General features: G+C 63.2%; 19 protein-coding genes. 6 read left to right on the forward strand and 13 right to left on the reverse strand.

Going from position 1 to position 21,972, the window contains the following annotated elements; genetic code table 11:
• Nucleotides 1-18: 18 nt before the first annotated feature.
• From Q1L59_RS05305 to Q1L59_RS05325, 5 genes are all read right to left on the reverse strand, one after another.
• Nucleotides 19-1,356, reverse strand: coding sequence for an ABC transporter substrate-binding protein (locus Q1L59_RS05305; RefSeq protein WP_300329093.1), 1,338 nt, complete (start codon nucleotides 1,354-1,356; stop codon nucleotides 19-21).
• A 73-nt stretch (nucleotides 1,357-1,429) separates the two neighbouring features.
• Nucleotides 1,430-2,506 carry a branched-chain amino acid ABC transporter permease gene (locus Q1L59_RS05310; protein ID WP_300329096.1) on the reverse strand — a complete coding sequence of 359 codons (1,077 nt, stop codon included), beginning with the start codon at nucleotides 2,504-2,506 and terminating at the stop codon, nucleotides 1,430-1,432.
• A gap of 16 nt (nucleotides 2,507-2,522) precedes the next feature.
• Nucleotides 2,523-3,452: a branched-chain amino acid ABC transporter permease gene (locus tag Q1L59_RS05315; protein WP_300329098.1), complete on the reverse strand. Its 930-nt coding sequence runs from the start codon at nucleotides 3,450-3,452 to the stop codon at nucleotides 2,523-2,525.
• A 13-nt stretch (nucleotides 3,453-3,465) separates the two neighbouring features.
• Nucleotides 3,466-4,248, reverse strand: coding sequence for an ABC transporter ATP-binding protein (locus tag Q1L59_RS05320; protein ID WP_300329101.1), 783 nt, complete (start codon nucleotides 4,246-4,248; stop codon nucleotides 3,466-3,468).
• Nucleotides 4,248-6,206 (reverse strand): AMP-binding protein, encoded by a 1,959-nt coding sequence (locus Q1L59_RS05325; RefSeq protein ID WP_300329102.1) that lies wholly within the window; start codon nucleotides 6,204-6,206, stop codon nucleotides 4,248-4,250. The genes Q1L59_RS05320 and Q1L59_RS05325 overlap by 1 nt, the downstream gene beginning before the upstream one ends.
• A 229-nt stretch (nucleotides 6,207-6,435) precedes the next feature.
• Here Q1L59_RS05325 and Q1L59_RS05330 point away from each other — a divergent pair, with 229 nt between their 5' ends.
• The 3 genes from Q1L59_RS05330 (at nucleotide 6,436) to Q1L59_RS05340 (ending at nucleotide 9,348) form a co-directional block, all read left to right on the forward strand.
• Nucleotides 6,436-7,110: a Crp/Fnr family transcriptional regulator gene (locus Q1L59_RS05330; RefSeq protein ID WP_300329105.1), complete on the forward strand. Its 675-nt coding sequence runs from the start codon at nucleotides 6,436-6,438 to the stop codon at nucleotides 7,108-7,110.
• Between the two features lie 256 nt (nucleotides 7,111-7,366).
• Entirely contained in the window at nucleotides 7,367-7,687 is a 321-nt protein-coding gene (locus tag Q1L59_RS05335) for a DUF485 domain-containing protein (RefSeq protein WP_300329108.1), read from the forward strand.
• A complete protein-coding gene (locus Q1L59_RS05340; protein ID WP_300329111.1) occupies nucleotides 7,684-9,348 on the forward strand; it encodes a cation acetate symporter in 1,665 nt (554 codons plus the stop codon). Before Q1L59_RS05335 ends, Q1L59_RS05340 begins: the two co-directional genes overlap by 4 nt.
• 190 nt (nucleotides 9,349-9,538) lie before the next feature.
• Here the strand turns inward: Q1L59_RS05340 and Q1L59_RS05345 are convergent, their stop codons facing one another.
• The 4 genes from Q1L59_RS05345 to rtcR form a co-directional block, all read right to left on the reverse strand.
• Nucleotides 9,539-11,182 carry a 3-(methylthio)propionyl-CoA ligase gene (locus Q1L59_RS05345; RefSeq protein WP_300329114.1) on the reverse strand — a complete coding sequence of 548 codons (1,644 nt, stop codon included), beginning with the start codon at nucleotides 11,180-11,182 and terminating at the stop codon, nucleotides 9,539-9,541.
• Nucleotides 11,183-11,271: 89 nt separating this feature from the next.
• Nucleotides 11,272-11,559 (reverse strand): putative quinol monooxygenase, encoded by a 288-nt coding sequence (locus Q1L59_RS05350; RefSeq protein ID WP_300329116.1) that lies wholly within the window; start codon nucleotides 11,557-11,559, stop codon nucleotides 11,272-11,274.
• 183 nt (nucleotides 11,560-11,742) lie between these two features.
• Nucleotides 11,743-12,417 (reverse strand): DUF2461 domain-containing protein, encoded by a 675-nt coding sequence (locus Q1L59_RS05355; RefSeq protein ID WP_300329119.1) that lies wholly within the window; start codon nucleotides 12,415-12,417, stop codon nucleotides 11,743-11,745.
• 126 nt (nucleotides 12,418-12,543) lie between these two features.
• Nucleotides 12,544-14,151 (reverse strand): RNA repair transcriptional activator RtcR, encoded by a 1,608-nt coding sequence (gene rtcR, locus Q1L59_RS05360; protein WP_300329122.1) that lies wholly within the window; start codon nucleotides 14,149-14,151, stop codon nucleotides 12,544-12,546.
• 308 nt (nucleotides 14,152-14,459) lie between these two features.
• Here rtcR and Q1L59_RS05365 point away from each other — a divergent pair, with 308 nt between their 5' ends.
• Entirely contained in the window at nucleotides 14,460-14,978 is a 519-nt protein-coding gene (locus Q1L59_RS05365; RefSeq protein ID WP_300329124.1) for a zinc-ribbon domain containing protein, read from the forward strand.
• A 65-nt stretch (nucleotides 14,979-15,043) separates the two neighbouring features.
• On the forward strand, nucleotides 15,044-16,216 hold the full coding sequence (locus Q1L59_RS05370; protein WP_300329138.1) for an RtcB family protein: 1,173 nt from the start codon (nucleotides 15,044-15,046) through the stop codon (nucleotides 16,214-16,216).
• Nucleotides 16,217-16,376: 160 nt separating this feature from the next.
• On the opposite strand, the gene Q1L59_RS05375 is transcribed toward Q1L59_RS05370, so the two are convergent.
• The 3 genes from Q1L59_RS05375 to Q1L59_RS05385 form a co-directional block, all read right to left on the reverse strand.
• Complete coding sequence (locus tag Q1L59_RS05375) at nucleotides 16,377-17,792, reverse strand: heavy metal sensor histidine kinase (RefSeq protein ID WP_300329127.1); 1,416 nt, start codon at nucleotides 17,790-17,792, stop codon at nucleotides 16,377-16,379.
• The gene (locus Q1L59_RS05380; protein ID WP_300329141.1) at nucleotides 17,789-18,466 is read right to left on the reverse strand and encodes a heavy metal response regulator transcription factor; all 678 of its coding nucleotides are present in this window, start codon (nucleotides 18,464-18,466) and stop codon (nucleotides 17,789-17,791) included. Before Q1L59_RS05380 ends, Q1L59_RS05375 begins: the two co-directional genes overlap by 4 nt.
• A gap of 543 nt (nucleotides 18,467-19,009) precedes the next feature.
• Nucleotides 19,010-20,218 carry a hypothetical protein gene (locus Q1L59_RS05385; protein WP_300329129.1) on the reverse strand — a complete coding sequence of 403 codons (1,209 nt, stop codon included), beginning with the start codon at nucleotides 20,216-20,218 and terminating at the stop codon, nucleotides 19,010-19,012.
• 544 nt (nucleotides 20,219-20,762) lie between these two features.
• Between Q1L59_RS05385 and Q1L59_RS05390 the strand changes: the two genes are divergently transcribed.
• The gene (locus Q1L59_RS05390; protein WP_366145626.1) at nucleotides 20,763-20,987 is read left to right on the forward strand and encodes a hypothetical protein; all 225 of its coding nucleotides are present in this window, start codon (nucleotides 20,763-20,765) and stop codon (nucleotides 20,985-20,987) included.
• Between the two features lie 225 nt (nucleotides 20,988-21,212).
• Here Q1L59_RS05390 and Q1L59_RS05395 read toward each other — a convergent pair whose 3' ends face one another.
• The gene (locus Q1L59_RS05395; RefSeq protein WP_300329132.1) at nucleotides 21,213-21,827 is read right to left on the reverse strand and encodes a hypothetical protein; all 615 of its coding nucleotides are present in this window, start codon (nucleotides 21,825-21,827) and stop codon (nucleotides 21,213-21,215) included.
• Nucleotides 21,828-21,972 lie beyond the last annotated feature (145 nt).

Here is a 21,972-nt window from a genome sequence, read left to right on the forward strand (position 1 = left end):
CAGCGAGTCGCTGATGGCTTACTTCTTGCACTCTTCCGGCGTGCGTGGTTTCAGCTTCTTCTCCTCGGCGTACTTGCTCGAGGCGAGCATGACCATCGGCCGCAGCGTTTTCTCGTCGGCCTGGTACCAGTCGGAGGTGAATTCCCATTTCTTGCCGTTCCAGGTGTGCACGCGCACCCACGACGATCCCATGTGATCCAGGCACGAGGTCTGCACCGGACGCATGACGCCAGCAAAACCCATCGCGTCAAGCGTCTTCTGGTCGAGATTGAGATTCTCGAGACCCCAGCGCACCTGCTCGCCGCTCATCACCTTGCCTTTGCCGTAGCGTTCCTGCGCCTTGCGCACGCCCTCGACGGCCAGCATCGCCGAGAGCAGCCCGCGCATGTAGAGAACCTGCCCGACTTCGTCCTTCGGTCCGGTTCCTTGCCCCTTGGCGTAGACCTGTTCGAGCATGTCCTTGACCACTTTCGAGTTGGGCTCGGCGCCGTGCTGCAGGGTCAGCGCGCTGTAACCCTTGGCGCCTTCGGCGACATCCTTGACGTCGGGTTCGGCACCGGCCCACCAGACGCCGATCATCTTCTCGCGCGGGTATCCGGTCGACTGGGCTTCGCGCAACGAGGTCGAGTTCATCACTCCCCAACCCCAGAGCAGAACGTAGTCAGGTTTCTGCTGCCTGATCTGCAGCCAGGTTGCCTTCTGTTCGACGCCGGGATGGGCAACCGGCAGCAACTGGACCTCGAAGCCGTGCGTCTTGCCGAGTTCCTGCAGCACCGGGATCGGCTCCTTGCCGTACGGGCTGTCGTGATAGACGAGCGCGATCTTCTTGCCCTTCAGCTTGCCGAAGCCGCCTTCCTTCTTCGCGATGTGCTGGATCGCCACGTCGGCGCCGACCCAGTAGGTGCCGAGCAAGGGGAAATTCCAGGTGAAGACGGCGCCGTTCTGCGATTCGCTGCGCCCATAACCGGCGGTGATCAGCGGTATCTTGTCGACCGGCGCCTTTTCGGTGAGGGCGAAGGTGACGCCGGTGGACAGGGGTTGAAAGACGGTGGCGCCGCCGTTCTTGCCCTTCAAGCGCTCGTAGCACTCGACTCCGCGGTCGGTGGCGTAGGCCGTCTCGCATTCCTCGAAGCTGATCCGCACGCCGTTGATGCCGCCCTTGGCGTTGCTCAGCTTGAGATAGTCGACGTAGCCGTTGGCCCATTGCGAACCGTTTGGCGCGTAGGCGCCGGTGCGGTAGACGAGGACCGGAAAGAACTGCTCCTTGGCTTGTGCCAGCGCCGTCGAGGCACTCGCCAGCGAGGCCAGGAAAGCACCGGCGAAGATGCCTGCCCGAGCAAGTTTGCGTGGTTTCATTTTGTCTCCTCCTTGGTCGATAAACGAGTTGCTGTCGGGCACCGGCTTTTCGCTGCCGCCGTCGCGCCCGGTCCTAGTGCGGAAATGGCCAGAGGCGAAGTTTTTCCTTGCCGGTAGACCATAAGCGCGCAATGCCGTGCGGTTCCTTGATCAGAAAGAAGATGATCAGGGCGCCGAAAATGATCAGCTCGGCATGCGAGATGCCGGCGGTCGAAATCGTCATCCCGAACAGCCCGCCAAGGGCGGGCAGAAACTGATTGAGGGCAATCGGCAGGATGACGATGAAAGCCGCACCGAAGAAGCTGCCCATCACCGAACCGAGGCCGCCGATGATCACCATGAACAGCAACTGGAACGATCGATCGACCGAGAACGCGGCCGGCTCCCACGATGCCAGGTGAATGAAGCCCCAGAGCGCGCCGGCGATGCCGACGTAGAACGAACTGACGGCAAACGCCGAGAGCTTGGCGAACATCGGCCGGATGCCGATCACCTCGGCGGCGACATCCATGTCGCGTATCGCCATCCACTGCCGGCCGACTGCGCAGCGCGTCATGTTCTTTGCCGCCAGCGCGAAGACCGTGAGCAACGCCAGGCAGAACAGATACTTGTCGAGCGGCGAAGCAATTTCCCAGGACAGGATATGGAGGTTGGAGACGGATACCGAACCGGATGAGGCGTTGTCGGTAAACCAGGGGACGCGCAGAAAGACCCAGTCGGTGAAGAACTGCGCGGCGAGTGTGGCGACCGCCAGGTAGAGGCCGCGCACACGCAGGCTGGGGATGCCGAAGAAGATCCCGACCAGTGCCGAGGTCAGTCCGCCGAGAAGAAACGAGACGAGCAGCGGCATGCCGTCGACGCGAATGTGAAAGTTGTAAGCGGCGTAGGCGCCGACCGCCATGAAAGCGCCGGCGCCGAGTGTGATCTGGCCGCAGAAGCCGACCAGAATGTTGACCCCGAGCGCGGCGAGCGAAAGAATCAGAAACGGAATCAGGATGGCGCGAAAGAGGTATTCGTCGACCAGCAGCGGCACTCCGATGAAGGCGAAGACGAGCAGGCCGATGATCAGCCAGCGGTCCTGTGCGATCGGGAAGATTTGCTGGTCGTCGGCGTACGAGGTCTTGAACTGGCCGTTTTCTCTATAAAGCATGGATCTGCTCTCCCGTTCAGACGCGGTCGATGATCTTCTCGCCGAACAGGCCCTGCGGCCTGAACAGCAGGAAGACCAGGGCAAGCTGGTAGGAGAACCAGATCTCGATTCCGCCGCCGATATGTGGGCCGAGATAGACTTCGGACAGCTTCTCGCCGACACCGATGATCAGGCCGCCGAGAATCGCGCCGGGAACCGAGGTCAGCCCGCCCAGGATCACCACCGGCAGGGCGCGCAGCGCGACCGTCGCGAGCGAGAACTGAACGCCGAGTTTCGAACCCCAGATGACGCCGGCAACGAGCGCGACGACGCCGGCGACGCACCAGACGATGACCCAGATGCGGTTGAGCGGAATGCCGATCGATTGCGCCGCCTGATGATCGTCGGCCACGGCGCGCAGCGCGCGGCCGGTCGAGGTCTTCTGGAAGAACAGCGTGAGCAGACCGACCAGAACGGCGGCGATCAGCGCGGCAACGAAATCCTCCTTGTTGATCAGCAGCCCGCCTTCGAACGTCCCTTCGAGGATCATCACCGGATCCTTCGGCATGCCGATATCGATCTTGTAGATGTCGCTGCCGAAAATGCTCGTGCCCAGCCCTTCCAGGATGTAGGCGATGCCGAGTGTTGCCATCAGCAGCGTTGCACCTTCCTGATTCACCAGGTGGCGCAGAACCAGGCGCTCGATCACCCAGGCGACGGCGAACATCAGTCCGCCGGCGGCGAGAAAGGCTAGGATATTGCCAAGCAGCGCGTTGTCGATTCCCAGCCATCCGGGGATCCAGACGGCAAAGCGCGCCATGGCCAGCGCGGCAAACAGTACCATCGCGCCCTGGGCAAAGTTGAACACGCCGGAGGCCTTGAAAATCAGAACGAAGCCGAGCGCGACAAGCGAGTAGAGCATGCCGGCCATCAGGCCACCGATCAGTGTCTCGACAAAAAAGCCCATTTGTCTGCCCTCCTCAGTGGCCTGCGCCGAGATACGCGCTGACGACTTCCGGATTGCTGCGCACTGCATCCGGATCGCCGTCGCCAATCTTCTTGCCGTAATCGAGAACGACGACGCGGTCGGAGATATCCATCACGACGCCCATGTCGTGTTCGATGAGGACGATCGTCGTACCGAACTGGTCGTTGACATCGAGGATGAAACGGCACATGTCCTGCTTCTCCTCGACGTTCATTCCGGCCATGGGCTCGTCGAGGAGCAGGATGCTCGGTTCCATGGCCAGCGCCCGACCGAGATCGACGCGTTTCTGCAGGCCGTATGGCAGGCGGCCGACCGGTGTCTTGCGGATGTGCTGGATTTCGAGAAAGTCGATCACTTCCTCGACCTTGGCCCGGTGCGCCAGTTCCTCGCGTCTGGCCGGACCCCACCACAAGGCTTGGAGGAGCAGATTCGTTCTGATCTTCAGGTTGCGGCCGGTCATGATGTTGTCGATGACGCTCATCCCCTTGAACAGCGCGATGTTCTGAAAGGTCCGCGAAATTCCTGCCTGCGCCGCCTTGTACGGATTCATCCGGGCGAAACGCCTGCCGCGCAGGACGATCTCGCCCTGCTGCGGGCGATAGACGCCGTTGATCACGTTCAGCATCGAACTCTTGCCGGCGCCGTTCGGGCCGATGATGGCGCGGATCTCGTGTTCGCGCACGTCGAAGGAAATGTCGGTCAGCGCCTTGACGCCGCCGAAGGCGAGCGAAACGTTTTTCAGGTCGAGAATGACCTCACCAATCTCTCGGCTCATCAGGCAGCCTTTCGCGCCAGCGGGAAGGTCCGCACGTCGCGGATCACCAGGTCGGCGGCGACCTTGCCCTGTCTTCCGTCCTCGAACTTGACGGCGGTCTCGATGAACTGACTCTGCCGGCCGGCGTACAGCGCTTCGATCAGCACGGCGTATTTCTCGGCGACGAAATTGCGCCGCACCTTGCGCGTACGCGTCAGCTCGTCGTCATCGGGGTCGAGTTCCTTGTGCAGGATCAGGAAACGATGGATCTGCGAATCGCCCAGGACGCCCTCGCCGACCAGTTCGCGATTGACCTGTTCGATGCACTCTTCGATCAGGCCATACACCTCGGGCTTCGCCGCCAGATCGGTATAGCCCGAGTAGGCGATGCCGCGCCGCTCGGCCCAGTTGCCGACGGCGCCGATGTCGATGTTGACGAAAGCGCAGACCATCGTCCGGCGATCGCCGAAAACGACCGCTTCCTTGATGTGCTGGAAGAACTTCAGCTTGTTCTCGATATAGTTCGGCGCGTACATCGCGCCGTTCGCCAGCTTGCCGACGTCCTTGGCGCGGTCGATGATCTTCAGGTGGCCGTCATCGTCGAACAGCCCGGCGTCGCCGGTCATGAAGTAACCGTCGGCGTTGATCGCCTCGGCCGTCGCGTCCGGGCGCCGATAGTATTCCTTGAGCAGCATTGCTCCCTTGACGAGAATTTCGCCGTTTTCGGCGATGCGCACCTCGACTCCCGGCGCTGGCCGGCCGACGCTGTCGAACTTGATCTGGCCGTCCGGCTGCAGGCAGACGTAGGCGCAGGTTTCCGTCTGTCCGTAGAGCTGCTTCAGGTTGATGCCGATCGAGCGGTAGAAGCGGAACAGGTCAGGCCCGATCGCCGCTCCAGCGGTATACGCGACCCGGATGCGGCTCATGCCGAGGACGTTCTTCAGCGGGCCATAGACGAACACCCGGCCGAGCGCATAGCGCAGGCGGTCGGCCAGCCCGACCGGTCGCCGATCGAGGATTTCAGCTCCGCAGCGGCGGGCAACCGCCATGAAATAGTGAAACATCTTCTGTTTGACCCGGCTTGCATCCTCCATCCGGATCATCACCTGAGTGAGCAGGTTCTCGAACACGCGTGGTGGCGCAAAGTAGTAGGTCGGACCGATCTCGCGCAGATCGTTCATTACCGTCTCGGCCGACTCCGGGCAGTTGATCGTGAACCCGGCGACCATCGCCTGCGCATACGAGAACAGGTGGTCGCCGACCCAGGCCATCGGCAGGTAGGAGAGGATGTCCTCGGAATCGGTAAGGTCGTCGAAATCGACCCCGCCCTGCGCCGCCGCGATGAAGGCGCGGTGGGTCAGGCGAACGCCTTTCGGTTTGCCGGTCGTTCCCGAAGTGTAGAGCATCACGCTCACATCGTCGGCGTGGCCATTGGCGATCGCCTCGGCGAGCAAGTCGGGATGGTTGCGATGGTGGATCTTGCCCATCGCCATCAACTCGCGTACGTCGTGAATGAAGGCTTGCGTGTAGTGCCGCATGCCGCGTGCGTCGTCGTAGAAGACATGTTCGAGGTGCGGCAGTTGCGCCTGGATCTCGAGCACCTTGTCGACCTGTTCCTGGTCCTCGACGAATGCGAAGCGGATTTCGCCGTCGAGCAGGACGAAGAGCAGTTCGTTCGCCACCGCGTCCTGGTAGAGCGGCACCGGCACGCCGCCCAAGCACTGTACGGCGGCCATCATCATGTACATGCGCGGCCGATTGTCGCCGACGATGGCCAGGTTTTCGCCGCGCGTGAAACCCATTTCGGCCAGACCGCAGGCCAGTGCGCGGACCTCGGCAGCCACCTCCAGCCAAGTCCAGCACTGCCAGATACCCAGATCCTTCTCGCGCATGGCCGTCTTGGACGCACGCACCTGCGCATGGTGAAACAGCAGGCGCGGAAAAGTATCCAGCGCCTGCGTCGAGGCCAGTTCCGGCATCTTGTCTCCTCCGGTGCTTTGACCGCCGAACCGGGCGGCCCGCTTACCCTACTTATTTGTCTGCTGCGATTCTAACCCCTTTTTTTTGTATCGACTCATTGTACGGTCGGCACGCCAAGCGGGCGAACTGCGCTGGCGCGGCGGAGGTTTGGGCAAGTCTAAGCGAGCGCATCACCGCTGATTGTCGTTCACGAGACAATTGGCGATCTTTCTGAGCAGCGAGCCGTCCATGGATTCACTCGATGAAATGCTGCAGGCGTCGGTCTGGGCCAGCGGACTGTCCGCTGACCAACTCGAGCAGATCAAGAAGGATTGCCTGGTGCGCACGATTCCGGCTGGCGGCTATGTCTGCATGCAAGGCGAGCCCGTCGAGCACTGGCTGGGAATCGTCGATGGGCTGGTCAAGATGGCGAGCAACTGGAGCAGCGGCAAGACGACCAGTTTCATCGGTCTGTCGAGCGGTAGCTGGTTCGGCGAAGGCTCGCTCCTCAAGGACGAAGTGCGGCGCTACGATGTGATCGCCCTGCGCGAGTCGCGCATCGTGTACATGAAGCGCGCACGCTTTCAGGAGATGCTCGATCACAGTATCTCGTTCAACCGCTTCCTGCTGATGCAGCTCAACGAGCGTCTCGGTCAGTTCATCGGCATGCTCGAGCATGAAAGACTGCTCGATCCGGACGCCCGCCTTGCCCGCTGCCTGGCGTCGATGTTCAACCCGCTGCTCTATCCGGGCAGCAGCCTGACGCTGCGCATCTCGCAGGAGGAGATCGGCCTGCTGGCCGGAATGTCGCGCCAGCGCGTCAACCAGGCGCTGCACCGACTCGAAGAAGCCAGCCTTCTCCGGGTCGATTACGGAACGCTGACCATCCTCGATCTCGCCGGTCTGCGCCATTTCGGCGAGTAAGCAGACTGAGCGAGCGAGCGGCCGGGCGACCGAGGAAGGCGACGCGGCGCCGCTCGTCACGCTCGTGGTGGCTGCTCTGGGCGCTGGAAATCGGTGGCGGAAGGCGTCGTGCAGCGCGAAAGTCGCAGAACGACGGAATTGAACAGGGCTTTTTTCTGGGGTAGTATTCGCCGCGGCGAGGAGACAGTCCTGTCAATACCTGGTCAATCCGCGGGAATCAACCGCTGCAAGAGAACAAAACAGGAGGATAAATAGAATGAGTAGCGTGATGTACGAGCGAATGCGGGTCAATCCCAAATTCCAGGAACTGGTTCGCAAGCGCGGCAGCTTCGCGTGGACGCTGGCGGCCATCGTGTTGGTTCTGTTCTACGGCTTCTTTCTGCTGGTCGCCTTCAGCCCGGCGCTGCTCGGGCAGAAGATTGCCGAGGGGTCGATGTGGCCGATCGGCTACACGATCGAGCTGTGCCTCTTCGTCTTCTTCTGGCTGACGACGGTCGTCTACGTCCGCCGAGCCAACGGCGAGTTCGACGAGCTGACCCAGCAACTGATCAAGGAAGCCCAAAAGGAGAAGCTATGATGTCGAGAGTCCTTTCCGCGCTTTCCCTGCTCCTCCTCCACGGCCTGGCCTTCGCCGGCCCGGCGATGGATGCCGGCGGTGCCAAGCAGGCGACCAACTGGCACGCCATCATCATGTTCCTGATCTTCGTCGCGATGACGATGGGGATCACCTACTGGGCCGCCAGCCGGACGAAGTCGACTGCCGACTTCTATACCGCCGGTGGCGGGATTACCGGCTTCCAGAACGGCTTGGCGATTGCCGGCGACTACATGTCGGCCGCCACGCTGCTCGGGCTGACGGCGATGGCCTACACCCAGGGTTATGACGCCTACATCTACATGCTGGCGTTCTTCGCCGGCTGGCCGATCATCCTCTTCCTGATGGCCGAGCGCTTGCGCAACCTGGGGCGGTTCACCTTTGCCGACATCACTTCGTATCGGCTCGACCAGGGCAAGGTGCGGACGATGGCCGCGATCTCGTCGCTGGTCGTCGTCGTCTTCTATCTGATTGCCCAGATGGTTGGCGCTGGCCAGTTGATCAAGCTGCTGTTTGGCCTGGACTACAACATCGCGATCTTCGTCGTCGGCATCCTGATGATGGTCTACGTCACCTTCGGCGGCATGGTGGCAACCACCTGGGTGCAGATCATCAAGGCGTGCATGTTGCTTTTCGGCGGTACGGTGACGTTGATCCTGGCCTACAGCCAGTTCGGCTTTTCCTTCACCGACCTGCTGCAGAAGGTGGAAGCGGTCCATAAGCTCGGTCCGAAACTGATGGCTCCGGGCAGTCTGCTCGCCGATCCGGTCACCGCCATCTCGCTCGGTCTGGGCCTGATGTTCGGTACGGCCGGCCTGCCGCACATCCTGATGCGCTTCTTCACCGTCGGCAACGCCAAGGAAGCGCGCAAATCGGTGCTCTACGCTTCCGGTTTCGTCGGCTTCTTCTTCAACGTCATCTTCCTGATGGGCTTGTGCGCGGTCATTATCGTCGGCCAGAACCCCGATTTCTTCGAAGGTGGCGAAGTCGGCAAGAAGCTGATCGGCGGCGGCAACATGGTCGCCATGCACCTGGCCAAGGCGGTCGGCGGCAACATGCTGCTCGGCTTCCTGGCGGCGGTCGCCTTTGCCACCATTCTGGCGGTCGTTGCCGGTCTGGCGCTGGCTGGCGCATCGGCCATCTCGCACGATATCTACGCCCGCGTCATTCGCAAGGGGCAGGCGACCGAGGCGGAAGAAATCCGCGTTTCGCGCTTCGCGACGATCGGCCTTGGCTTGCTGGCCATCGTTCTCGGCATCATGTTCGAGAAGATGAACATCGCGTTCATGGTCGGCCTGGCCTTCGGCGTCGCTGCTGCCGCGAACTTCCCGGTCCTCATCCTCTCGATGTACTGGAAGGGACTGAGCACGCGTGGCGCGCTCTGGGGTGGCTACGGCGGCGTCATTTCAGCCGTGCTCTTCGTGCTCTTCTCGAAGTCGGTGTGGGTCGACGTGCTGGGCAACAAGGCAGCTCTGTTCCCCTATACGCAGCCGGCCCTGTTCGCCATGCCGATCGCCTTCATCCTTGCCTACGTCATGTCGAAGAGCGACACGAGTGCGCGGGCGAAGGCTGAGTCCGACGCCTTCGAAGACCAGTACGTGCGTGCGCAGACCGGCTTTGGCGCTTCGGGTGCCAGCCACTAAGCGCAGGTCATCGTAAGCGACCAGCAGCAGCCCGCGGCGGCCAGGCAGTAGCCGCCGCGGCTGCGCAGAAACCGCCAGGCTGGGCAAGGTATGCCCAGCCTGGCGTTTTTTTTCTGGCTTGCGTTCGGCTCATCCGCGCTTGCGGCCGGCCACGCGGTGGCGCGCGACGGGCGCCGATCGGCAAGCTCGCCTACCGGCTGGTGGGCAGGCGGTAGTCGCGAAACATTTCGCGCAGGCGCAGTTTATGCAGCTTGCCGGTCGCGGTATGCGGCAGTTCGTCGACGAAAGCGACATCGTCGGGCAGCCACCACGGACTTACCTTGCCGGCCAGAAACTCCAGCAGGCTGGCGCGCTCGAGCGCCTGGCCGACTTTTCTCACGACGATCAGCAATGGCCGTTCCTGCCACTTGGCGTGCGGCACGCCGATGACGGCGGCTTCGGCGACTGCCGGGTGGCCGATCGCTGCGTTTTCCAGGGCAATCGAAGAAATCCATTCGCCGCCCGACTTGATCACATCTTTCGAGCGGTCGGTGATCTGCATGTAGCCGTCAGGGTCGATGGTCGCCACATCGCCGGTATCGAAAAAGCCCGCATCGTCGAGCACGGCGGAATCGTCGTCGCGGTAGTAGCACCGGGCAATCCAAGGTCCGCGCACGAGCAGATGGCCGGCAGCGACGCCGTCGTGCGGCAAGCTGGCGAGCGCGTCGTCGACGATCTTCAGTTCGACGCCATACACCGCCCGCCCCTGCTTCTCCTGGAGGCTCAGTCGCTGGTCAAGCGAATACCCGGCGTGTTTGGGCAACAGATTGCACACCGTTCCAAGCGGCGACATCTCGGTCATTCCCCAGGCGTGTACGACGAAAGCGCCGAAGGTCGTCGCGAAGCGTTCGATCATTGCGCGCGGCGCCGCCGAGCCGCCGATCACGACGCGCCGCAGGCGGAGTTCGTCGGCCGGGTTCAGGCGTTCGCTGTCGACATGTTGCAGCAGCATCATCCACACCGTGGGAACGCCGAGCGCCAGCGTCACCTGCTCGTCGCGCAGCAGTTGATAGACGCTCTTGCCGTCGAGCGCCGGACCCGGCATGACCAGGCGGGCACCGCACATGGCGCCGGCGTAGGGCATGCCCCAGGCGTTGACATGAAACATCGGAACGACGAGCAGCGCCGTTTCGCTGCTGCCGATGGCCAGGCCGTCGGTCGCGCAGGCGGCCCAGGAGTGGAGTACCGACGAGCGGTGCGAGTAAAGGACGCCCTTCGGGTTGCCCGTCGTGCCGGAGGTGTAGCAGAGCGACGAAGCCGTGTTTTCGTCGAACTGCGGCCATTCGTAGTCACTCGTCTGCGCCGCCAGCAGATCTTCGTAGCAGAGCAGGCCGGGGATGCTGCACTCCGGAAAATGCGCGCGGTCGGTCATCACGACGAAGCCGCGGACGGTCGGCAAAACCTTGGCCAGCCGTTCGACCAGGGGTACGAAGCTGAGGTCGAAGAACAGCAACTGATCCTCGGCATGATTGACGATGTATTCGATCTGTTCGGGAAACAGGCGCGGGTTGATCGTGTGCAGGATCGCTCCCATGCCGGAAACGCCGTAATACAGTTCCATGTGCCGATAGCCGTTCCAGGCCAGCGTGGCGATGCGATCTCCACCGTGCACGCCAAGGCCCGCCAAGGCATTGGCCAGTTGCCTGGCGCGCCGGTGGATGTCGGCGTAGGTGCAGCGATGGATGGGACCCTCGTTCGTGCGCGAAACGATTTCGCCGCGCGGATGAAAGCGCGCTGCGTGTTCGATCAGCGATGAAATGAGCAACGGTTGGTCCTGCATCAGTCCTTTCAACATTGGCTTCTCTCCAATTGGCATGGGCAGCGCTTGGCTGCAAGGGCAAGGCGTCGGTCAGCCCGCAGCGCGGTCGGTAGCGAACACGCGCCTCAGGCGATCGCGCGAAAGCGATGGATCAGCGGCGCCTGCGCCAGTCGTTCGCTGGCCAGGGCAATCGCTGCCGCAACGTGCGCAGAAGCCAGATGCGCGTCGGCCGCCGCCTGATCGCGCCATTGCTCGACGGTGACGAACTCGAGCGGATCGTCCTCGTTTTCGAACAGCTCGTAGCTCAGGCATCCACTTTCGTTACGGCTTGGCGTGCACAGCTCGCGCAAAACCGAGCGCAGCGCCGCCTCCTGTCCAGCGCGCGCCTTGATTCTTGCCATGATTCTGATCATTCCTGCCTCCTTTCCCTCGCTTTATCGGCCCGAAAGGGCACAGCCAAATCTGTGCCGCACGCTGAAGATACGCTGGGCAGCGGCGATCGGATGCACGTCAGCGCCGCAGACGGTGCGGGCGACGAGGCGAGGCGGTGCGCAGATCGACCCCGTTGATCGGCTGCCCGCCGTTGTTCCCGCTTCTCAGTAGGGCGCGCCCAGCGCCGCGCAAAGGAAGCTGATCAGCGGGGCGGCCTCGGCGAAGCGTCGCGCGGCCAGTGGAAGCAACGCCTGATCGGTCGCCTGGGCAATCGCCAGCGGGGCGAGCGCGATGAAATCCTTGCGTTTGAGGTCGTCGATCGCCGGATGGTCGGTGGCGTAGCCACGCGGCGGGCGGCTCAGGCACTCGCCGGCGAGCGCCCAGTGCGCGGCGAACTGGCGCTCGTCGCGCGCCGCGAACCAGCGTTCGGGGTGTTCGGCGATGTGCGTGCGGATGCGCGCCAGGGCGTCGGGCTCGGGGTGCCAGCACCCGGCGCCGAGGAAGCAGCCGTCGCTTGCGATATGCACGTAGAAGCCGGGCGCGTGCACGTCCTTGCCGAGCTGATGGCGAAAGTGGATGCCAATGTTCGTCTTGTACGGGCGCTTGTCGCGGGCGAAGCGCGTGTCGCGCTGCACGCGCATCAGCGAACCGCCGATCTTGCGTGCCTCGGCGCGAAAGTGTGGCGCAAAGCTTGCCAGCTCGGGCGCCATGGCCGCAATGAAGGCGAGCGCCGGTTCACGCACCAGGCTTTCATAGCGCGCCTGATTGGCGGCAAACCACTCGCGGTTATTGTTTGCAGCAAGTTCGTCGAGGAAGCTGAGGGTAGCCTGGCTGAACATCGGCAGTCTCCTTGGCGGCAGTGAAATTGACGTTGGGTACTTCGCGCTTCAATTGTTGCGCGCACCGGCAGGCGTGTAAAGGCGCTTGCCTGCGCCGCCAGCGGGTGCGCGGCGGCTGCGTCCGGCTCACGCGGCTGGGCGGCTCGCCGCCAGCGCTGCCCAGTCGAGGCCGAAGCGCGCCAGGTACTTGCGCAAGCGGTCGGCGTCGTTCGCTTGGCGCTTCTGCAGGCGCGAAGCGGCGAACAGCTTGCGGCCGGCTTCCGACAGGCTGGCTGAGCGGCGACAGACCTCGAGCACGCAGTTGAGCTGGCTACGCTCGAACAGGTCGAGTTCGTCGGCGCCGGCGCCGAGAAACTGTTCTGCCAGGTCGTCGCTTTGCTCATCCGCCCAGGCGCGGCGCAGGCGGGCGATTTCGTCGCGAACGTCGGCCTGGTTGATGCGTCCCGCTTCGGCCAGCGTTGCCAGGCGAGTCAGCGAGGCCGACAACTCGCGGAAATTGCCCCGCCAAAGCGCCTGCGGCGAACACGCGAAGGCAAGATAGACGCTGCGCGCCTCGGCGTTGAAGCGGACCTGCCGGCCTTGCTCGCGCGCATGACGTTCAAGTTCGAAATCGAGATTCGGCTCGATGTCCTCGAGGCGCGCGCTGAGGCCCGGCAGTTCGAAGGTCCACAGATTGATGCGCGCCAGCAGATCCTCGCGGAAGCGCCCCTCGCGCACGCCGCGGCGCAGATCGCGATTGGTTCCGGCAATGAGCTGGAAATCGCTGCCCGACTCGCGGTCGCTGCCGAGCGGAAAGAAGCGCCTTTCCTCGACCGCCTTGAGCAGCATCGCCTGTTCGTCCAGACCCAGTTCGCCGATCTCGTCGAGAAAGAGCAGACCACCGTCGGCTGCGCGCAGCAAGCCGATGCGCTCGCCTTGCGCGCCGGTGAAGGCGCCGCGCACATGCCCAAAAAGCGCTGACATCGCCGCGTCGCCACGCAGCGTGGCGCAGTTCACTTCGACGAAGCGTCCGCCAATGCGCTGCTTTTGCCGCTTCAATTCATACACCCGGCGCGCCAGAAACGACTTGCCGGCGCCGGTCGGGCCAACCAGCAGCAGCGGCGCGCGCGAGCGTCCGGCAACGCGCTCGAGGCGCTCGATCATCGCGTTGAAGTCAGCGTTGCGCGTTGCGATGCCCGATTTCAGGAAGACCTGCGTGTCCGCCTGTTCGTGGCGAAAGCGCTGCGCGATCTTGTCGTAGCGCGACAGGTCGAGGTCGATCAGCGCGTAGCTGCCCACACGCGCCGCCGCCTCTTCTCCCCCCTTTCGCGGTGGCGACATCTGCAGCAGGCGCGCCGGCAGGTAGCGCGTCTCGGCGAGCAGAAACCAGCAAATCTGCGCCACGTGCGTGCCGGTCGTGATGTGGATCAGGTAGTCCTCATCGTCCGTCGAGAACGGATAGGCGCGCGCAAAGTCGTGCAGCGTGGTGTACATTTCCTCGAAATCCCACGCATCACGCAAGCCGATTTCGACCCGGCAGACCTCGGTTCTCGGCGAAACCTCGGCGATATCGAGACTGACCCGCTCGGCCAGACCCCGGCTGCGCTCGTCGTGCAGCAGATGCAGGCGGTCGATCGGCAGATCGTCCTGCTGGCACAGCGCGACTGTTGGCCGCCACTTTGCCCAGCGCATTGCCCCACGCCCGCCGTAGTCGAGTTGCGTCCCGAGAAAACCGATGACCGCCGTCTTCTTCATGTGCCTATCGCTCCCGATAAATGCTTATCGAGAATTCTACTTATATCGATCTGCTGCGCCCATCCCGCGCTCTGCCCGGCGCGCGCTTTGGCGTTACCGATCAGTCCCTTGATCGATCGATGGCGGCGCGTCGCGGTCTGGCACAGGTTTCGCTGTACAGCCGCCGGGCAGCGCAGCACGCTGGGCGTCTGCAGCGGGTTCCCGCGGTCCACCTTGCTCCACGACAGCCGATCGGTCGTTGTCGGCACACCCGGAGAAGCGGAGCTCAGGACGCGTGAGACTGGTAGAGAAGATCGAGAGAAGAGACAATGAAAGCACAGGCCAACAAGGTTTCTCCCCGGAAAACGAATGCGCTGCGTAGTGGCAAGCAGCGACGGGCGGAGATCATCGCTGCCCGCCGCCGGCGCAAGACACTGCGGCTGGCCGCCGATCAGCGACAAAGCGTAGACCTGCGGCCGCCAGGCAGCGCGGCGGTCAGCCCGGCGCTGCTGCGGCCGTACAACAGCTACGGCGAGCCCGAGTTCGTCCGCCGCGGCTACTACACTGACCTGGCGTTCCGCTGCGTAGACTGCGGCGCCGAGAGCATCTGGCGCGCAGAGCGTCAGAAATGGTGGTACGAAGTGGCGGCCGGCGACGTGTTCAGCACCGCGGTTCGCTGCGCCGCGTGTCGCGCTCGCGAGAGGGCGCGCAAGGCAGCCGCCCGTCAGGCGCAGATCGCCGGACAGCGGATCAGGAACTCGTCGGCGCTCGCCGACGTTGCCGAAGGACAGCGTGCGACTGCCGGGAACGCGCAATTCGCGCCGGAAGACCATGGGAGCCAGGTATGAGCCAGAACAGCATCAGCGACGAAGCGGTCGAGATCGTCCGCTTGCCCGACGCTGCGCCAATCAAGATGTGGACGGTCGGCGTGCCGGTCGAGGACGCCGCGCGCCAGCAGTTGATCAACACCGCACGCATGCCGTTCATCTTTCGCCACCTGGCGGTGATGCCCGACGTGCATCTCGGCAAGGGTTCGACGATTGGCAGCGTCATCCCGACGCGCGGCGCCATCATTCCGGCGGCAGTCGGTGTCGACATCGGCTGCGGCATGATCGCCACGCGCACGACGCTCGCCGCCGCCGACCTGCCGGACAATCTGCACGGACTGCGCAGCGCCATCGAACAGGCGGTGCCGCATGGTCGCACGGTCGGTCGCGGCCGGCGCGACGAAGGGAGCTGGGAGAACCCGCCGGAGTCGGTCAACGCGCTCTGGGGCCAACTGCTGCCGCGCTTCCAGCGCCTCGTCGAGAAGACGCCCAGCCTGAGAAACACCAACAACCACAAGCACCTGGGAACGCTGGGAACGGGCAACCACTTCATCGAAGTCTGCCTGGACGAAGCCGAGCAGGTCTGGTTCATGCTGCACTCGGGCTCGCGCGGCGTTGGCAACGCGATCGGCAGCAGGTTCATCGAACTGGCGCAGGCCGACATGCGGCAGCATATCGCCAACCTGCCCGACCGCGACCTGGCCTACCTGGAAGAGGGCAGCGCGCATTTTGCCGATTACCTGGAGGCGGTTGCCTGGGCGCAGGACTACGCGCGCTGCAACCGGGTGGCGATGATGAGCAACCTGATCACGGCAGCGCGCCGGGTGATCAGCAAGCCTTTCGCCATCGATGTCGAAGCGGTGAACTGTCACCACAACTACGTGCAGAAGGAAACGCACTTCGCGAGCGAAGTTTTCGTCACGCGCAAGGGTGCGGTCTCGGCGCGGCGCGGCGAACTCGGCATCATTCCGGGCTCGATGGGGGCGCGCAGCTACATCGTGCGCGGCCTCGGCAACCCCGAGTCGTTCTGCTCGTGCAGCCACGGCGCCGGTCGTGTGATGAGCCGCAACGAAGCTCGCCGCCGCTTCACGGTCGCCGATCAGGAACGCACAACGGCGCACGTCGAATGCCGCAAGGACAAGGACGTACTCGACGAGATACCGCTCGCGTATAAGGACATCGACGCGGTGATGCACGCCCAGCGTTCGCTGGTCGAGGTGGTCCACACCCTGCGCCAGGTGGTGTGCGTGAAGGGGTGACCGAAGCGAGCGGGAGATCATTGCGCGGCGCGACGGCGGCTTGGTCGCTGTGGGCAAATCCTTTCCGAACTTTCTCGTTCCCGGTGCCTGTCTTCATCTGCACCGGCGCTCAAGCAGCCGCGCGCCTGAGGGCTGGCGCGATTTGCTGCAGCGTGACGACTCAGGCGTGTGCGAGGACGGGCCCAAGCGGAATCTGCAGCTCGAAAACGGTTACACCCTTGGCCGAGCGCACGCTCGCCACGCCACCGTGCGCCTGAATCAGCGAGCGCGTGATGGCCAGCCCCAGACCAACGCCTTCGGCAAGACGCTGCCGCGAAGGATCGGTACGGAAAAAGCGGTCGAAGAGACGCGGCAGATGCTCCGGCGGGATCGCCTCACCGGAGTTCTCGACCGCGATCGTTGCAATTCGATCGCCCTGCACGCCGATCCGGACCCGAACGTAGCCCCCGCGCGGCGTATGTCCGAAGGCATTCGACAGCAGGTTGCCGATCGCCCGGCGCAGCATCAAACGGTCGCCACCCGCAGTCGCGTTTCCTTCCACCGTCAAGGTGACGCCGTTCTCCTCGGCGAGCGCTTCGTAAAAGGATGCGAGCGCTTCTGCCTCCGCCCGCAGGTCGACCGTTTCGAGATGCGGAACCACCAGATCGTTGTCGGCCTTGGCGAGAAACAGCATGTCGGCAATCATCTTTCCCATACGTTCCAGTTCTTCCGCATTGGACGCGAGGACGTCCTGGTATTCGTCGACCGTCCTGGCACGCGACAGCATGACCTGGGTCTGCGTCAGCAGGGTGCTCACCGGCGTGCGCAGCTCGTGGGCGATATCCGACGAAAAGTCAGACAATCGCCGGAAAGAATCCTCCAGACGCGACAGCATCTGGTTCAGCGTGTCGGCCAGGTCCACCAGTTCCACCGGGATCGCTTCGGTAGGGAGCCGGGAATGCAGCCGATCTGCCGTAATCGCGGCAGCTTCGCGCTTGATCGCATGCAGGGGCGCCAGCCCGCGTCTGACCGCCATCCACCCGAGCAGCCCGGTAATCAGAGCGGCGAGGACGACAACCGACCACAGCGTGCTGCGGAACGAACGCATGAAATGCTCATGGTGGGAGATGTCGGTTGCCACCGCGACTACAACCGGCTGCGCGTCCTCGATGCCAGTCCGAACCGTTTGCGAAATCCCGCGCAAGGGTACGCCGTCCTTCGCTTTCCAGATGATCGGACGCGCGTTCGGCGTATCGGAAGTGTTCGCAAGCAGCGCTTGTGGAAACTCGCCACCGTGGGTAAGGAACAGGGTCTGTCCCGAAGCTGCCACGACGGCAACTGCCAGACCGTGATGGCCGACCAGAGAGTCATCCAGTTGTTGCGGCAAAGCCTGCAGATCGCTGGCCAGACGAATCTTTTCCAGGGCGTGCCGGGTCAGCTCCATCTTGCCTTGCAGCACCTCCATGTCCTGCTCGTCAAAATGGCGCTCGACCAGGTTGCCGATCAACAGCCCAAGCACCAGCAGTACGGCGGCCGAGGCCGAAGCGAACAGCAAGGTCAGGCGAAAAGTGATCGATCGGCGTCCGGCGGGCTTCACTCGGCAATCTCCAGCACGTAGCCCATGCCGCGCACGGTGCGAATCAGCTTGGGTTCGAAACCGTCGTCGACTTTTGCCCGCAAGCGGCGCATCGCGACTTCGATCACATTGGAATCGCTGTCGAAGTTGATGTCCCAGACCTGCGAGGCGATCAGCGAGCGCGGCAAGACCTCTCCCTGGCGACGCAACAGCAGTTCCAGCAGGGCGAATTCCTTGGCGGTCAGATCGATTCGCTTGCCCGAGCGGGTGGCCCGCCGTCGCATCAGGTCGAGTTCGAGATTGGCCATGCGCAGGTACTCGGACTCCTTCGCCTGGCTGCCGCGCCGCAGGTGGATGCGCACGCGCGCCAGCAGTTCCGCAAAAGCGAAAGGCTTCACCATGTAGTCGTCGGCCCCCAGCTCCAGGCCACGAACGCGTTCCTGCACCTGATCGCGCGCCGTCAGAAAGAGCACCGGCATGTCCTTGCCGGCCCGACGAATACCTTGCAGTACGGCCCAGCCGTCGATGCCGGGCAGCATGACATCCAGGATCGCCAGGTCATAGGCATCGGTCAGCGCGAGATGCAGCCCGTCCAGGCCGTCGCGCGCCAGGTCGACGACGAAGCCGGCCTCGCTCAAACCTTGTCGCAAGTAATCCCCGGTTTTGATTTCGTCTTCGACCACCAGTATTTTCATGAGCATGAAGTTTAGACACTCGCGGTCGCCGGCGGAGGTGAGCGGTCCTTGGCCGGCGCAAAAAATTCCGAAAAGTGGAGCAAAGGACGTGTTATGACGATGGAAATCGTGAGGTCGCCGCGCCCTGCTTGCACATGGTTTGTCGGCAAGCAGCGCGCGGCGACCAATGAGGGATCATCTTCGATCCCGGACTTTTCCTCATGTCTCGCGCTGCCAACGTTTGCTCGGCAAAGTACGACGGATTCGGGTGCGCCCCCTCCTTGCCGTCGCGCGATTCCTGAAGGTCCTTCTACTCCGCGCGGTGTGGTGCGAGATCTTGCTGCCCGATCATACCTGTTCGCGCCCTGGAGAAAGGGTCCCAGGATCAGCGCAGGGCGTTTCGCTCAATGGCTGCGCATGCAATTTCTCGGGCTTCGCGTGCGCGACGCCTGCCACCCGATATCCGGTCGATTCGTAATGCCTTTTCCCGGGCGGGATCAGCGTTTGCAGTGCCGAGCAGCCCGGCATCGACCGGCGTAGCTTCGATTTCCTATCCTTCATTCTTCAGAAAGGCAGGAAGGAGGTTATGCGCAGGCCGATGACCTGGTTGCGCTTGGCGCCGTTCCAGCCGCCATCCTTGGCGAGGAGAGTATCGCCGCTACTGCTGTATAGGTCATAGGTCAGGCCGAGGGTGGCCACCGGGTGTATTTTGTAGTTGAGTGTCAGTTCGCTGACGTAAGTGTAATCGCCCTTGGCGCCCCGCGAATAGGGCGTATGGCTGCTGCCGACGCGCGTTGCGGATTGCGAGAGCAGGGCATAGAACTGACCGCGGTCGTAACGCACACCGGCCAGATAGTTGAGATCCTCCAGTTGTCCCGCACCCCGTGCATAGCTGAGGCGGCCAAAACTGGCCCAATGTTGGTCGAAGCGATAGCTGGCTGTTGCCATCACGGCATCAACCTTCGGCGCTTTGTCGCCCGGACCCGGCCAGACGGCATCCTTGTCGTAGTGGTGGAAGGCGTCGATACGGTTGAGTGTCAATTGGTAGTGCTGTTTCTGGTCCTGATAATTCGCTTCCAGGACGTAGGCCAGGTCGCCCTTGAACAGGTTGCGGCCGGCGTCGAGGGTTTCGCGATTACCGAAGGCGTCGCCGGCGATGCCGGTCAGCGCCAGGCCGTTGCCGTAATCCCGTTTGGTGACCAGGGCGAGGGAAGGAAAGGGCGGGGCGACGACACGAGTGGCGGCGTTTGCATAGTCGTTGCCATGCAGCAGGTCACCGGCAAAGAGGGGATCGGCAAGATACCAGTTGGCGGTATCGATCTTGCCGAACATCAGTAAGGTGCCGTTCTTGTCGTAGGTGGCAGCCAGCTCGCGCAGGCCGGATTTTTCATTGACAGCCTTGCCGCGATGATCTGTGGTTTCCACGGTATTGACGCCGAAGGTCATCGGGTTGGTCAAGGAATAGGCATTCCCGGCACCCAGTGTGCGGCTGTCACTGTAGGCTGCCATCCAGGTCCAGTCGCCGTTTTTGAACGACAACTGGAGAAAGTCGCTCAGTCGGGCGCCGCGCCGCGTAACGAGATTGGCCCGATCCGGGCTGGGCTGGCTAGGTAGAGCTGCCTTGCTGCCTTGCTGAAGTGTGACGTTATTGACAAAGAGGCCACGCCAGCCGTCGCCAGGGGATTCCGCTTCGGCCTGGGCTGCGCCAGCGAGCGGCAGGCTGAGTGTCGTGGCGAACAGGCCGATGATTCCCCGTGTGTTCCTGACGTGCATGGTGTCCCTTCAGGTACGCATTCAATCCTCACACGTTGGCATATCAGCATACCTTTCACAGAGCTGGACGCGTTTGTTTGGACGGAAAGGCTTTTCGATAGATGACGGAAGTTTAAACACTCGCGGTTGCCGGCGGATGCCAGGGGCGCTCGGCCGGCGCAAAAAAGGGGAATTTCGAAAAGTGCAAAAAAGGGACTCGACATGACATGGGAGTCGTGAGGTCGCCGCGCGCTGTCGACGTTTGCTTGCTGCTCTCGAAATGGCTCTCCTTCCTTTTGCTGGCGGTGCCACCACGTTCCCGCCGAACCGTCGTTGAAGGGCTGATCGGCTGCCTCCTTAACCGGGACGGCTCGGTCACGCGTGCCATCGGGGCCATTCGAGCAGCCAATGCCGGGTCACGCTGGCTCTGGTCGTTCGCATCCGGCTGGGCTCGGTACTGACGGTGCCGATTCGCTCACGGCTGCTCGAAGATTCGGGGCAGCGCGGCAAGCTCTGGGGGGCACGCGAGTTGATGGACTCAGTCCGAGGACACGTCAAGGGGGGTGTGTGCCTGCTGATCGATGCCTGGTTCATGCGGCGCCGTTTGATTCCGCCCTTGGTCGAACAACAGGTCCGCATCATCGGGCAGGTGCGGCGAGATACGGCCTTGCTTCTTCCGCCCGGACCCGAGCCGAAACGCCAAGGACGCAAGCGCAAATACGGCCAGCGGGTCGATGGTGATGCTCGAAACCTTGCCGGCGCAGGAGATAAAACGGATGTGGTGCGGTGAGGTGCAGCGGGTTCGGGTGCGCTCCCTCATCGCCATTGCGCGATTCCTGAGGGGCTTCCAGTCGGCGCGGTGTGGTGCGAAACATTCGTGTCCGATTAGACCTGTTCGCGCCCACGCTTGATTCTGGCGACCGAGACCGACTTGTCGGCCCAACAGGTGGTGAAGATTTACGCCGAGCGCCGGGGGATCGTTCCCTTGTTTCACCATCTGAAGCGCCGGTGGGAACTAACCAGGCGGTGGCAACGGCCGAAGCCTGCGCTCGAACGGTGGATGCAGCTTCGCTCCACCGCTTAAGCCTTGGCGCAACTGCTCGCCCTGCTGTGGCGGGAGTGCTTTCCACGGATGGCCATCACGCCCCGCAGAGAGGGTGCCGTGACGGCCGCGTGGTTTCTCGCTCAACGGCGGCACATGCAATCTCTCGGACTGCCCGCGCGCGACGCCTGCGACCCGAGCTTCGGTCAATTCGTAATGCCCGTTCCCGTGCAGGATCGGCGTTTGCAGTGCTGAGTTCGCTGACCCAGCCTCGACCGGCGCTGAAAAAATGCCAAGCTCGTCTTGCCCAGCCATCGCCAGCGAGGAAACCGCGGCCGGCGGGAAAGGAGAGTGTCTGAACGTCAGTTCATGAGCGTCTCCAGCGTTGCGCTTGGCGCCATTCTGCGCTGGCAGTCCAGGCAATCCCGCCAGATTACAGAAATGTAATCTGGCGGTCAGTATGCGGTCAGGCGCGCTTGCGCAGAATTCGCTCGTCGTCGAACAGGAGCGAATGCGGTGGAAACTGATGCCCAGAATTTTCAGGATGGTGCGCGCCGTCGGCGCATCCGGTTTCTCGCTGCGCGGCACACATGAATTCGATCGTCTCTCGCCAACTGAGGCTGGTGGCGATTCTTGCCGTCGGCGTGCTCGCCGGCTTTTCCGCCCAGGCGGCAGAAGGGCAGACATCCGGACTGGCGAGCGCCGTGGACCAAGCCTGGCGCCTGAACCCTCA

This window comes from Accumulibacter sp., assembly GCF_029255125.1.
In the GTDB taxonomy this organism is placed as follows: domain Bacteria; phylum Pseudomonadota; class Gammaproteobacteria; order Burkholderiales; family Rhodocyclaceae; genus Accumulibacter.

Excerpts from the sequence above, each read along its gene's own strand:
- rtcR (WP_300329122.1), bottom strand. The coding sequence starts at position 14,151 with ATGAAGAAGACGGCGGTCATCGGTTTTCTCGGGACGCAACTCGACTAC.
- Q1L59_RS05370 (WP_300329138.1), top strand. The coding sequence starts at position 15,044 with ATGTGGACGGTCGGCGTGCCGGTCGAGGACGCCGCGCGCCAGCAGTTG.
- Q1L59_RS05315 (WP_300329098.1), bottom strand. The coding sequence starts at position 3,452 with ATGGGCTTTTTTGTCGAGACACTGATCGGTGGCCTGATGGCCGGCATG.
- Q1L59_RS05365 (WP_300329124.1), top strand. The coding sequence starts at position 14,460 with ATGAAAGCACAGGCCAACAAGGTTTCTCCCCGGAAAACGAATGCGCTG.
- Q1L59_RS05340 (WP_300329111.1), top strand. The coding sequence starts at position 7,684 with ATGATGTCGAGAGTCCTTTCCGCGCTTTCCCTGCTCCTCCTCCACGGC.
- Q1L59_RS05355 (WP_300329119.1), bottom strand. The coding sequence starts at position 12,417 with ATGTTCAGCCAGGCTACCCTCAGCTTCCTCGACGAACTTGCTGCAAAC.
- Q1L59_RS05305 (WP_300329093.1), bottom strand. The coding sequence starts at position 1,356 with ATGAAACCACGCAAACTTGCTCGGGCAGGCATCTTCGCCGGTGCTTTC.
- Q1L59_RS05335 (WP_300329108.1), top strand. The coding sequence starts at position 7,367 with ATGAGTAGCGTGATGTACGAGCGAATGCGGGTCAATCCCAAATTCCAG.
- Q1L59_RS05325 (WP_300329102.1), bottom strand. The coding sequence starts at position 6,206 with ATGCCGGAACTGGCCTCGACGCAGGCGCTGGATACTTTTCCGCGCCTG.
- Q1L59_RS05380 (WP_300329141.1), bottom strand. The coding sequence starts at position 18,466 with ATGAAAATACTGGTGGTCGAAGACGAAATCAAAACCGGGGATTACTTG.
- Q1L59_RS05345 (WP_300329114.1), bottom strand. The coding sequence starts at position 11,182 with ATGTTGAAAGGACTGATGCAGGACCAACCGTTGCTCATTTCATCGCTG.
- Q1L59_RS05320 (WP_300329101.1), bottom strand. The coding sequence starts at position 4,248 with ATGAGCCGAGAGATTGGTGAGGTCATTCTCGACCTGAAAAACGTTTCG.
- Q1L59_RS05385 (WP_300329129.1), bottom strand. The coding sequence starts at position 20,218 with ATGCACGTCAGGAACACACGGGGAATCATCGGCCTGTTCGCCACGACA.
- Q1L59_RS05330 (WP_300329105.1), top strand. The coding sequence starts at position 6,436 with ATGGATTCACTCGATGAAATGCTGCAGGCGTCGGTCTGGGCCAGCGGA.
- Q1L59_RS05350 (WP_300329116.1), bottom strand. The coding sequence starts at position 11,559 with ATGATCAGAATCATGGCAAGAATCAAGGCGCGCGCTGGACAGGAGGCG.
- Q1L59_RS05310 (WP_300329096.1), bottom strand. The coding sequence starts at position 2,506 with ATGCTTTATAGAGAAAACGGCCAGTTCAAGACCTCGTACGCCGACGAC.